This is a genomic window from Pseudoalteromonas sp. 2CM37A (assembly GCF_023161885.1).
GTDB classification, from domain to species: Bacteria; Pseudomonadota; Gammaproteobacteria; order Enterobacterales; family Alteromonadaceae; genus Pseudoalteromonas; species Pseudoalteromonas atlantica.
Genome location: NZ_JALNTJ010000002.1, coordinates 800,568 through 813,616, shown reverse-complemented (window position 1 = coordinate 813,616; position 13,049 = coordinate 800,568). Strand labels below are relative to the sequence as shown.

Annotated in this window: 9 protein-coding genes; 5 read left to right on the top strand and 4 right to left on the bottom strand. The window is 41.6% G+C overall.

Translation table 11 applies throughout. The annotated features are described in order from the left end of the window. The first annotated feature begins 95 nt into the window (after positions 1-95). Entirely contained in the window at positions 96-2,288 is a 2,193-nt protein-coding gene (locus tag MTF68_RS07350) for a malate synthase G (protein ID WP_248462114.1), read from the top strand. Between the two features lie 90 nt (positions 2,289-2,378). Here the strand turns inward: MTF68_RS07350 and MTF68_RS07345 are convergent, their stop codons facing one another. From MTF68_RS07345 to MTF68_RS07330, 4 genes are all read right to left on the bottom strand, one after another. Next, complete coding sequence (locus MTF68_RS07345; protein WP_054982058.1) at positions 2,379-3,104, bottom strand: YebC/PmpR family DNA-binding transcriptional regulator; 726 nt, start codon at positions 3,102-3,104, stop codon at positions 2,379-2,381. Between the two features lie 178 nt (positions 3,105-3,282). Beyond that, a complete protein-coding gene (locus MTF68_RS07340) occupies positions 3,283-3,900 on the bottom strand; it encodes an HAD-IA family hydrolase (RefSeq protein WP_004588262.1) in 618 nt (205 codons plus the stop codon). A 257-nt stretch (positions 3,901-4,157) separates the two neighbouring features. Next, positions 4,158-4,649, bottom strand: coding sequence for a DUF6702 family protein (locus MTF68_RS07335; RefSeq protein ID WP_004588263.1), 492 nt, complete (start codon positions 4,647-4,649; stop codon positions 4,158-4,160). Beyond that, complete coding sequence (locus MTF68_RS07330; protein WP_248462113.1) at positions 4,649-7,084, bottom strand: M1 family metallopeptidase; 2,436 nt, start codon at positions 7,082-7,084, stop codon at positions 4,649-4,651. Before MTF68_RS07330 ends, MTF68_RS07335 begins: the two co-directional genes overlap by 1 nt. A gap of 382 nt (positions 7,085-7,466) precedes the next feature. On the opposite strand from MTF68_RS07330, the gene MTF68_RS07325 reads away from it, so the two are divergent. The 4 genes from MTF68_RS07325 to MTF68_RS07310 all read left to right on the top strand — a co-directional run bounded on the left by MTF68_RS07325 (position 7,467) and on the right by MTF68_RS07310 (position 13,047). Next, positions 7,467-7,703 (top strand): hypothetical protein, encoded by a 237-nt coding sequence (locus MTF68_RS07325; protein ID WP_004588265.1) that lies wholly within the window; start codon positions 7,467-7,469, stop codon positions 7,701-7,703. Between the two features lie 135 nt (positions 7,704-7,838). Next, positions 7,839-8,075 carry a hypothetical protein gene (locus MTF68_RS07320; RefSeq protein WP_004588266.1) on the top strand — a complete coding sequence of 79 codons (237 nt, stop codon included), beginning with the start codon at positions 7,839-7,841 and terminating at the stop codon, positions 8,073-8,075. A 77-nt stretch (positions 8,076-8,152) separates the two neighbouring features. Next, complete coding sequence (locus tag MTF68_RS07315) at positions 8,153-9,400, top strand: exonuclease SbcCD subunit D C-terminal domain-containing protein (protein WP_248462112.1); 1,248 nt, start codon at positions 8,153-8,155, stop codon at positions 9,398-9,400. Then, positions 9,397-13,047 carry an AAA family ATPase gene (locus tag MTF68_RS07310; protein WP_248462111.1) on the top strand — a complete coding sequence of 1,217 codons (3,651 nt, stop codon included), beginning with the start codon at positions 9,397-9,399 and terminating at the stop codon, positions 13,045-13,047. The genes MTF68_RS07315 and MTF68_RS07310 overlap by 4 nt, the downstream gene beginning before the upstream one ends. Positions 13,048-13,049 lie beyond the last annotated feature (2 nt).

The following is a 13,049-nucleotide window of genomic DNA, read 5'->3' as shown; positions in this document are numbered from 1 at the left end:
TTTGTGAATGGCTAAAAAGCACGCACTGAGCCTTTTTTGCGTTATTGTTGCTTTAACGCACACAACAACACCGCGACCGTTTAAGGAAGGTAAATATGGCACACACTCTCACACACTCAGGGCTAAGCGTAGATACACAGCTGGCCAACTTTGTAAAAACACAGCTACTCCCAGGCACTCATTTATCTGAGCAGCAATTTTGGCAAAGCTTTGCAAACATAGTACAAACGCTTACCCCGAAAAATAACGCTCTTTTAGCTAAGCGCGAGCAGCTACAACAACAAATAGATGACTACCATAAAACAAATAAAACGTGGGATAGCGCGCAGTACCAAGCGTTTTTAACAGACATTGGCTACCTAGTACCAGAGCCTGCAGACTTTGCCATTGAAACGCAAAATGTAGAGCCCGAAATAGCACTCAGCGCAGGCCCTCAGCTTGTTGTGCCTGTTAGCAACGCACGTTTTGCGCTTAATGCGGCTAACGCGCGCTGGGGTTCGTTATACGATGCGCTGTACGGCACCGACGTATTAAGTGAAGACGACGGCGCTGAAAAAGGCACTACGTATAATCCAGTTCGTGGTTTTAAAGTAATGGCGTATGCGCGCCAGTTTTTAGATAAGGCCCTGCCCCTTAAAAATGGCTCACACATAGAAAGCACCAACTACTCAATTGTTGAAGGCGCCCTGTCTATCACCCTAAGAGACAGCTCGCATACTCAATTAAAAAACCCTGAGCAACTTATTGGCTACCAAGGCGAGGCGCAAAACCCAAGTGCTATTTTATTAAAAAACAATGGCCTGCATGTAGAGCTGCAAATAGACCATCACCACCCTATTGGCCAAGCCGACAAAGCAGGATTAAAAGATGTTTTGCTTGAAGCTGCACTAACAACCATTATGGATTGCGAAGACTCTGTTGCCGCAGTAGATGCCGAGGATAAAGTACAAGTTTACAAAAACTGGCTGGGTTTAATGCAAGGTAACTTGGTTGAATCGTTTAAAAAAGGCGATAAAACCATAGAGCGTACTTTACAAAGCGATAGGCAATATACAGCCCTTGACGGTAGCAGCCTTACGCTTAAAGGCCGCAGCATGATGTTTGTCCGTAATGTAGGTCACTTAATGACCAACCCTGCTATTACCGACATTTACGGCCAACCCGTATTTGAAGGCATTATGGATGCGATGTTTAGCGCAACCGCAGCCCTGCACGATTTAAATAAAAAAACAGGCATTAAAAACACCAGTGCTCAAAGCATCAATATTGTAAAACCCAAAATGCATGGCCCTGAAGAAGTTGCTTTTACAAATACGCTTTTTAGCATGGTAGAAGAAGCGCTTAGCTTGCCAAAAAACACCCTAAAAATGGGAATTATGGATGAAGAGCGCCGTACTTCAGTCAATTTAAAAGCCTGTATACACGCAGCCAAAGCGCGCGCGGTGTTTATAAATACTGGCTTTTTAGACCGCACGGGCGATGAAATTCATACCTCTATGCACGCAGGGGTCGCTTTGCCAAAGGCCGCAATTAAAGCTCAGCCGTGGATCAAAGCATACGAAGACCGTAACGTTGATACAGGCCTTGCCTGCGGCCTAAGCGGTAAAGCACAAATAGGTAAAGGTATGTGGCCAATGCCAAATAAAATGGCACTTATGATGGAGCAAAAGCTTGCTCATGTGCAATCTGGCGCTAATACCGCGTGGGTGCCCTCGCCTACCGCAGCCACTTTGCACGCTATGCATTATCACGATGTAGATGTATTTACCGAGCAAAAAGAAATTGCCAAACGAGGCATGGCAAGCCTTACTGATTTACTTACACCGCCTTTAATGGCACAGCCGAAAACGCTCAGTAAAGAAGATATTCAAAGTGAGCTTGAGAACAATGCACAAGGCATTTTAGGCTACGTAGTACGCTGGATAGACCAAGGTATTGGCTGCTCAAAAGTGCCTGATATTAACCACATAGGCTTAATGGAAGACAGAGCAACCTTGCGTATTTCAAGTCAACATATGGCAAATTGGCTACAGCATGGGGTGTGTACTCAACAACAAATAGAGTCGATTATGGCTAAAATGGCTAAAGTGGTTGATGGCCAAAATGAGCACGACAGCGCGTACAAGCCAATGGCACAAAGCGACGAGTCACTTAAAAATAGTATTGCTTATCAAGCCGCTTTAGCGCTTGTATTAGAAGGTGCTAAGCAGCCAAGTGGATACACCGAGCCCCTATTACACAGCTACCGCTTAAAATATAAAGCAAAACACCATAACCTAGCTGAATAGTTAACATTAGTTTAACAGCAAAAAAGCGCGTTTTGCCTACACAAAACGCGCTTTTTGTTTATTTAAAGCTAACTGTAGTTTTGCTTTAAATTAATTTTTAACAATTGCATTGTGATACACGTTTTGAACGTCATCACAGTCTTCAAGCATGTTGATGAACTTGTCAAAATTAGCAATAACTTCTTCATCTTCAATTTCTACATGCACTTGCGGAACAAACGTAATTTCATCTACTTCAAAGTTAATCCCTTCAAAGTTTTCCTCAAGCGCTGTTTTCGCTTTATAGTACTCAGTATGGGGTGCAAATACCGACACTTTACCATTTTCAACTTCAACGTCGGTTACATCAACGTCGGCCATCATTAGTGCTTCAAGGACCACTTCGTCATCGTCACCGGCAAAACCAAGTACAGCAAGGTGATCGAACATATGTGCAACACAGCCCGGAGTACCAATTTTTGAATCTGTTTTGGTAAACGGTAAACGTACATCTTTAATTGTACGGTTTGGGTTGTCGGTTAAGCAATCAACAATAACCATGCAGTTACCTGGGCCATAGCCTTCGTAACGTGCGGGCGAATAATCTTCCCCTGCCCCACCGGCTGCTTTTTCAATTGCTTTTTCTATTACGTGAGCAGGAACCTGGTCTTTTTTTGCTTTTTCTATTAGACGACGCAGTGATTGATTGACATCGGGGTCTGGTTCGCCATTTTTAGCGGCAACATAAATTTCTTTACCGTACTTTGAGTTAACTTTAGTTTTTGCGTTGGCTGTTTTAGCCATCGAGCTCTTACGGACTTCAAATGCTCTGCCCATCTTGTGCCTCTAATCAATACGTTAATTTTGCCATATTTTACCAATTCAAACCCTATTGGGCTAGGGTCTGTTGAACTTTACAAACTGAATTTAAAACAACCTATTTGCTAAATAAATAAGGCCGTTCCTATGTGAATAATGCAGGAGTAATTACGCAAAAATAAAAGTTACACTCTATTTAACATAACTCAACTTTTTGTGAGTAACTTTCGACTAAAGTAACTAACTCGGTAAATTCACGTAAAACGTAATCAGCTTGGTCGGCATAAATAGGCACCGCATTTGGCGCGTACAAACATGCGCGCATATTTGCATTATGTGCTGCTTGAATGTCGTATAAAAAATCCCCTACGTATAACAAGTTGCTGGCGTTTATATTCCAAAGCGTGGCAATTGCATTTAAGGCACTGGGATCGGGTTTGGCTGGGGCATCGCTACGGGTTAATACCGTTTCGATAGGTAGTGGGTTATTTTGTAGCTTTATGGCTGCCGCTTTATCAAAATTGCGGGTAACAATAGCCATAGGAATATTTTTAACTTTAAGGGCGTTAACGGCTTCGGTTACGCCTGGCAATATAGTGGCAAACTGAGCGTCTTGCAGCTCGTGCTGATGCACTATATTCATCGCCTCTTCACGCATGTAGGGCGATGGAAGCTGGGCAATATAATCAAGTAGGTCTTGCTCGCATGGGCAACCTATTTGTGCTTTTATAAGAGAGAAATCTAACTCAGACGATACTAACGTGCCATCTAAATCAAATATAACTCCTTGAATAGCCTCTACTTGAGCTTTCATATCATTCCTTGAATGGGGTAAAAATCAATACAACATGTGTACACATAATGACTCTACTTCATGAGAATAATTTAGCAAATGTTTATCAAACAAATTATTAGAAAAGTATTCACTTATCTATTACTTAGCCTTATAAACACCAATTAATTACTAAAATTCTACGAACAGCTAGTAATAACAGATCAAAAATGAACACAGCATAAACAAAAGGAGAATACGCGCACATAAACTGCAGTGCGCGTAGGTTGGGGAAGTACTTATTGCTCGAACTTAGCCTCGAGCCAGGTATCGTTTTGGGTAAAGTGAAGTGTTTTAATCTTGCCTTTACCTTCTACGTTTACCATATTTACTTGAGAAGGCCATAAGTCACGCAGTGCGCCGTTACTCATTTTTATGCCTTCAATCCCTTTTGGGATAGGAGCTTCTTGATACACCCAAAAAAACTTTCCATCAATTTGCGCACCTACTTGGCTAAGCGTTAATGGCTTACCCTTTAAGGTTTGCAGCGCAACATGCGACTCAACATACTCTACAAAACGTTGTTGGTCGGCCTTGTTGCTAATGATATCGGCTTTTCCATTAAATAAATGCGCTACAGCATGCTCAGTATCATGTAAATAAAAGCGATGCATAAGCTCAATATTGTTAGTGCGTTTATTAAAAAGCACCGTAGTAACCGATGACTTTAGTTGATGCGCCATACTTGGCGCAGCAACTAAAAGGCAAACAATAATAAGCAAAAAGCGCATTATTGTTGCTCCTCACCATCTTTTTTCTCGTCTTTTTTAAGCTCAGTTTTAATGTCTTGCATAATATCTCGACTTACTTTCGCTTTACTCTTTTTCTTTTTATACACTTCAATACGTGAAGGAATAATACGACGAGGGTAGTTGTTGTTCTCAACATCTACATCAGCTGTTTCCCAGCGAGGGTCAACGCTTACCGATACCAATGGCTTATTTTTATCTGTAACAATAAGCTTTTGTACATTTTTGTGATTACGGCGCCAAATTTCAGCCGGAATGTAACGCTCTTCGGTTGTGCCATCTTCATAAGTTAGCTCTAATAAAATAGGCATTACCAAGCCACCTAGATTTGAAAACTCCATAACATAGTAGTTTTTATCTTCTTCAAGCGCACGATCTAGCGTTTTACGCTCCCACGGCTCTAAGCCTTTTAAAAACTTGTTGTACGCGTTTCGTTCTTTATTGGTAACAGTAAAGCGGTCGTTTTCGTCGTAAAAGTCGGTAATATCTGGATTTTTTTCAACCCAAGTTTGCTTACCTTCTTCACGGTTGCGCTTAACAAATAGTGATGTTGGTTTGTCTGCTTCTATATCGCGTAAGCGTTTAAAGTCAATATCAGGGTTTTTAGTATCTAAACGTAATTGATACACTTTATCTAACGAGATATCTACATGGTCGGTGCTGTAAAACCAGCCGCGCCAAAACCAATCTAAATCAACACCAGAGGCTTCTTCCATCGTACGGAAAAAATCTGCTGGAGTAGGGCGCTTGTATTTCCAGCGCTGTGCGTACTCTTTAAAAGCAAAGTCGAATAAGTCACGGCCTAAAATAACTTCACGTAATATATTAAGTGCCGCGGCTGGTTTAGTATAAGCATTAGGGCCTAAACGAAGTACGCTGTCTGACTGCGTCATAATAGGTACTTGGTTTTGCGATTTCATGTAGCTTACAATATCGCGCGGCTCAACACCCCACGGTATAGTTGGGTCCCATTCACGCCCTGCAACGCCATCTAAAAAGCTATTTAAACCTTCATCCATCCAGGTCCATTGGCGCTCATCAGAGTTTACAATCATAGGGAAGTAAATATGGCCAACTTCATGAATAACCACACCAATTAAAAAGCGTTTTTCAGCTTGAGAATAAGTGCGCGAGCCATCATCTTGCAGCTCTGTACGGGGGCCATTAAAAGTGATCATTGGGTATTCCATACCACCTACAGGGCCATTTACCGATTGCGCTACAGGGTATGGGTAGTCAAATGAATAGCGAGAGTACACTTCCATCGTATGTACTACAGATTCAGTTGAATACTTTTTCCATAAATCGCCACCCTCTTTAGGGTAAAACGACATAGCCATCACTAAAGGTTGTTCATCGCCACCTTGCTGATAGCCCTTTGCATCCCACATAAATTTACGCGACGACGCCCACGCAAAGTCACGCACATTTTCTGCTTTAAAGTGCCATGTTTTTGTTTTATCGGTACCTTGTTTTTCGTTTTCTAACGCTTCTTCTTCAGTAACAATAAATACAGGGCGCTTTGCTGTTTCAGCTTTTTCTAAGCGGTTACGCTGCGTGCGAGTAAGCACTTTGCTTGCGTTATCTAACTTACCTGTTGCCGATACAATATGATCAGCAGGTACAGTAATTTCTACATCGTAATCACCAAACTCAAGCGTAAACTCACCACGGCCTAAAAACGGCTTGTTTGTCCATGCTTCGTAATCGGTGTAAGCAGCTAAACGCGGAAACCACTGTGCAAGTAAAAATATATCGTTGCCATCTTCTTCAAAGTGCTCGTAACCAGAACGTGCACCTACGGCATCTTCTTCAACAATGTTAAAAGCAAAGTTCATACTAAACTCAGCTTCTTTGCCTGGTTTTAGCGGCTCGTTTAAATCTATACGCATTAGCGTATCAACAACAGTAATGCGCAGTTCATCGCCATTGTCATCTTTTACATTGCTAATTGTATAGCCTAACTCGTTGTCGCTCATAAATTGTTGACGACGTAGCTCACCTAAACTTAATTTAGCCGGCTTTTGCGCAGGTAAACTATTTAGCGTGCTTTTAAACGTTTTTGTGGTTTCGGCAATTGAGTCGCTTTTAAAAATATTTTGATCTAACTGTAACCACAAATATTTAAGTGTATGCGGCGAGTTATTTTTATACTCAATGCTTTGGCTTGCTGTTAAGCGGCGCTTTTTTTCATCAAGCTTTACATCTATGTCGTAATTAACACGTTGCTGCCAGTATTTTTCGCCTGGCTCACCTGCGGCACTACGATAAACATTTGGGGTAGGAAGCGCTTCGTCTAACTGGCGAAACTTATCAACGAATGAGCCTTTAGTTTGCTCAACGGATGACGCTAACACAGCGCTCGACATTGCCAAAGGCAACACAAACGCGCTTAGCGTAAGAACTGTTTTTTTCATTATGAGTCCTAGTGGAATTTTGTGAGCGTACTTTGACAAAGTTACTATTTTTGTTCAATTAATTAGCGACCAACCGCCCATTAAACACGGTAATATTCACGTTGTTTTAACATGGTTTTTGAATCAGTAAATTAAGCCGATTTTAAAACTGTAAAGGGGGTTTACACTTTACAGCTAGTTGATGTGTATTAATTAAGGTACAAACACAGTATTCATAAGGGTTCAGGCCTAATTCATGCCATTAGCTTAGGATTAAATTAAGGTGCAAAAATATGTTGTTTTAATTGAGCTTAAATTTATAGCGTTAGCAGTGTTTACACGGTTTAAATGCGCTCAGGTTCAATACAAATTAAGCAGCATATTTAAACTAAAGGAGCCCGATATGAAATTTTACATTGTAAAAAAAGATCATCAGCTCGAAGCTATCCCTGCTGATAAAGACTTACTAGAGCGCTACGAATCAAACCAATATTCGTATGTTAATGTGGTGTCGGCATGCAATAAGCAAGATGCACTAAAACGCCTATCTACTGAACAAAAACACAGTAAAAAGTGGCTAATAATTGGCGCAAATATTGCCGTGATCTCACTAATATTAACTATTTATACGATAAATTAAAAATAGTGAAATTTTAGGTTGATATTTAGTGCATTTTATATTTAAAATCGCCCACTTTTTTTATTTGAGCATAATAAAATCGTTACAATTATTCTCAAATATGTACTTATTACCAGTAAGAAATGTGGTGGGTGTATGGATTTTTATATCCTAAAAAAACAACAAGAGCTAATAGCCATTCCAGCAAATCAGCAAAGTTGTAAGCAGTATCTAGACTCAGGTTATTTTTATATTGATAAAGTAGCCGCCTGTAACGAAACGAATGCCATAAAAGCATTGCAAGCAAAGCAAACTAAAAGTTTAAAAATGCCGCTAGGTATGGCTTTGTTAGCGCTTCCTGTCATTATTATTGCTATATATAGTTTTACCTAAACTAAAGCCCTCCCGAGGCTTGCATCTTTACTTGCCTTGGGTATATTGGCGCTCTTATGGTTTTTTAAGAGCGCGATATGAAAGTTCTCCACACCTCAGATTGGCACCTAGGCCAACAATTTTATGAACATGACCGCCGTGATGAGCACGCTGCATTTTTTACTTGGCTACTTAGCACCCTTGTAGAGCAACACATAGATATACTTTTAGTTGCAGGCGACATTTATCATACTGCCACACCCAGTGCCAGCGCCGAAAACCAACTCTACCAATTTATAAAAGATGCTAAAAAGCGTTGCCCGCAATTGCATGTTGTTATTATTGCCGGCAACCACGACTCAGCAAATCGTATATTAGCGGCGCAGCCCTTACTTGCTCAGTTTGACACCCATGTAGTGGGGCGCTTTGAAGTAACCGACCCAGGCAATACCGTGATTGAAATAAATACGCAAAATAAACGCGCTGTAATCGTCGCTATGCCTTTTTTACGTACCAGCGACATAAGTTCACTTAGTCATACTAAAAACGGCCCTAGTTACGCACAAGGCGTTGAAAAAGCCTATAAGCTTGCACTTGATCACGCCTATAGCATTAACGCGCAAAATTCGCCGTTAATTGTAATGGGGCATTTACATGCCAAAGGCGGTGATATTTCAAGTGACTCAGAACGTAATTTAGTGATTGGTGGGGAGGAGTCTATTTCGGCCAATGTATTTGGTAACAAGGCAGACTACGTAGCACTGGGGCATTTACACAAAGCGCAGCAAGTCGCTAAAAAAGACGTTATTCGTTACAGCGGTACGCCCATTCCTATGTCGTTTTCAGAGCGTAAGTACACGCACCAAGTTAATATAGTAGAATTTAAAAGTGATGAAAAACAAACTATTAGCACATCTGTAAACCCCCTTTACATTCCTCGCTCTGCTGAAGTGATTATCTTACCAAAAGGGGAGTGTGTGCCATTGAGCGAGTTATGCGAGCAAATTAAAGCGCTCGATACATCACAACATACTATTGCCCCTTATTTACGCGTAAAACTTAAATCAAGTGATACCGACACCACCTTTAGAGAACAAATAGAGCAAGCACTTGAGGGTAAACACGTAAAATTTTGCGGCATTGAGCGGGTACGAGAACAAACCACATCAAGCGATAACAGCGCCGTATTTGAAGATTTAAGCGAAATTGAAATGCTCAACCCATTAAACTTATTAGAACAAGCCTTTGCAAACGACAAAGATATGGCCGGCCAAGCTGTACCTGATGAGCTAAAAACACTGTTAAACGATGTAATAAGTGAACTGACGGAGCAAGAGCAACTATGAAAATAACCGCAGTTCGTATTCATAATTTAGCCTCAATAGTCGATGCCGAAATCGACTTTACTCAAGCTCCACTGAAAGATGCGGGCTTGTTTGCTATAACCGGCGACACAGGCGCAGGTAAAAGCACCTTTTTAGATGCTATTTGTTTAGCGCTTTATACTAAAACAGCCCGCTTAAAAGGCGATAAAGGCAACTTAATTGATTTTAACGGCGACAGCATAAAGCTAAACGATGCGCGTAACTTACTGCGCAGAGGCAAATGGGAAGGCTTTGCTGAGGTTGATTTTGTTGGCCAAGATAAACAACTATACCGCGCACGCTACGTTATTACCCGTACCCACAAAAAAGCAACAGGCAAGTTAAAAGTAGCTGAGCATACGTTACTAACCTTGCCCGATGAAACCCTAATAGCCGATAAAAGCCAAACCATAAAAGAGGTAGAAAACAAAATAGGGCTAAGCTTTGATCAGTTTTCGCGTGCGGTATTATTAGCACAGCACGAGTTTGCAGCCTTTTTAAAAGCCACAGGCGATGAACGCGCACAACTTTTAGAATGTTTAACCGGCACCGATAAATTTAGCTTAATAGGTAAACGTATTTTTGAGCGTAATAAAGCGCTAAAAGATCAATATGAATTACTTAATGCAAGCCTTGCAAGCTACACCTTGTTAAGCGATGACGAATTAAGTGCTAAACAAACCCTGCGCGATGAGTTACTTAAAAAAATTGAGCAAACTAAAAAAACGCATGCAGCAACAGAGCAAGACTTAAATTGGTACAAGCAAGCAGCTAGTTTATCGCAGGCACTTGAACACGCACTAGAGCAGCAACAACACGCGCAACAACAGCTTGATGCAATAGCAAAGCAAAGTGAGCAAGCTAAACAAGCACAAAGCGCCCTTGAAATAAAAGACAACCGCAAACGTCATGAGTACTTAACGGCGCAAAACAAAGCACTTAGTACGCAAATAAGCGATTTAAAAGCGATTGACCATGCTGCGCTTATAAAAGAGCAGGCCGCAACACTTACAACAAAGCAAAGCGAGTTAAAAACAGCGCAAGAGCAAAAGCAAACGGCAGAGCCAATTATTGCAAAAGCCCGCGAGCTCGACAGCCAACTTGCTATACACGCACAAACTATTACAAGCCTGACTCAGCAAAGCGAAAAAGAGCAGCAGCAACTTAGCGAATTACAAACGCAGTACACGCAAAGCCAACATGCACTTGATGCGGCAAACAAACTCAGCACTGGGCATCAAACGTGGCTAAACGAACACACGCAGCTTAAACCATTGGCTAATGATTGGAATTATTACCAACATAGCTTTAATACGTATTTAAGTGCCAATGAGCAAATAAAGGCAACCGCTTCGCAAAACCAACAGCTGTTAGAAGAGCAAGCTAAACAAGCGGCGCTGTTAGCTGAGCAAACTAAAAAAGCAGAGTTGCAAGAGCAACAACTTGCGCATCAACAAAAAGATCTTAACCAGCTAAGTGAGCAACAACGCCAATTTAATATTGAACAATGCGATAGCAAACTTAAAAATATTGAATATTTAAAAGATCAGCGTTTGCGCTACCAGCAGTTTAATCAAGAAATAAAACACAGCACACAACAACAAGCTGCGGTTGCGGCCAAGCTTGTACACAGTGAGCAAACGCAAACAACATTGCAACAAAGCTTAGCCTCGTGCGAGCAAGCACTTAAACACAGTGAATACGCATTAAACCAAGCTCGCCTGCGTGCCAGCGAAAACGTAGAGCATTTACGCACGCAGCTTACCCCTAACGAGCCATGTGTAGTGTGCGGGGCAAAAGAGCACCCGTATGCAAGCAGCCAAAACCCGCAATTAAATAACCTAATAGCCGATTTTGAAACAAGTTATAACCAAGCTAAGCAGCAACACGATAGCGCCCAAGCTAAGCTGCACCAGCACCAAACTCAACATGCTGTACTTGTCACTGAGCACGCCCAATACAGCCAAGCCATACAGAACGCACAGGCAAAGCAGCTAGAAATTAAAACAACAATGCAAGGGGCACGTACAGAGCTTAACGACTTAACAGCACAGCAGCTTGATGAAACATACGCCCAGCTCAGCAGTCAAAAATCGCACTATTTTGAATCGCAAAAACAGCAAACAGCCCTGCAAGAAAAAGTAAATCAGCTAATAAATAACTTGAAAGCCGAGCAACATACACAGCAGCAATTGCATAATCAGCATGTTGAATTAAACAATAAGCTTGGCCAAATAAACACTAAACATGCAGAGCTAAATACGCAAGTTAACGAGCTTACCAGCACCCTTAATGCACAGTTTGAGCACAGTGACTTTTGGCAGCAATTGCAAAACAACACGCTTAATATGAGTGATTTAAGCCAGCAGGTTGAGCAGTTCCAGCAAACACAGGTTCAGCTTGAACAAAGTCAAAAACAAATAGACAGCGCTAATCAGCAATTACAGCAACTCACACCGTTAATTGCTAAAAGTGAGCAAGCGCTTAAAGTTTTAAAAGACGATTTAGCCAAAGCGCAACAACTGCAAAATACCACACGCACAGAGCGCCTTGCTTTATTTAACAACGAGCCATTAAGTGCCGATGATTACCAAGCAAAACTTAATGCGCAGCTTGAACAATGCCAAAAGGCATTACATACAAGCCAACAAGCCCACGACAGCGCAATTAAAAAACGCGATGAGCACGCTATAACACTCAAAAACATTGAGCAGCGCTTGGCAGAGCAAACTCAAGAGCAAAATACACTTGAAGAGCGCTACAATGCCTGGTTTAGCGACTTTAAAGCGCAATATAGCGAGGCAAATCACGAACAGATCGCTATTTTACTAACTCTCACTAGTGAGCAAATAAAAGAGCAATTAATGCAGTTTGAGCAGCGTTTAGCAGCACTTACAGACGCAAATGCAGCGCTTAAGCAACAGCAAAAGGCGCAAACAGATCACCAAAATACTAACAAGCCCGAAAAAAGCGAAAGCCAATTAGCAGAGCAAGAAACGTCCTTAGCCAATGAACAAACTGAGCTACAAAATAGTTTGCTTGGCACTAATACCGCGCTTGAGCAACACAATCAAAACGCCAAAGCACTTAAAGGCAAACACGCTGAACTTGCTACCCTTAAAAAGCAGGTAGAGCAGTGGCACGTGCTTAATAAAGTATTAGGGGATGCAACCGGTAAAACCATGCGTAATTTAGCGCAAACACAAACCCTTAAAATATTGCTGCATTATGCTAACAGCCATTTAAAAACCCTCAATAAACGCTACGAGCTCACTGCCATTGCGCAATCGCTCGATATAGCCATTATTGACCGCGATATGGCCGACGAACAACGCTCGGTTAATACGCTCTCTGGTGGTGAATCTTTTTTAGTATCACTAGCACTGGCTTTAGGGCTTGCATCGCTTTCTTCAAACAAAGTGCAAATCAACTCTTTGTTTATTGACGAAGGGTTTGGTACGTTAGATAGCGAAACACTCAGCGTTGCTATGGACGCACTCGACTCATTACAAGCACAAGGCCGTAAAGTAGGGGTTATATCGCATGTGAGTGAAATGAGTGAACGCGTAGCCACGCAAGTACATGTAAGTAAAAAAAGTGGTGGATACTCCACTGTTGAAGTCTTATAAAG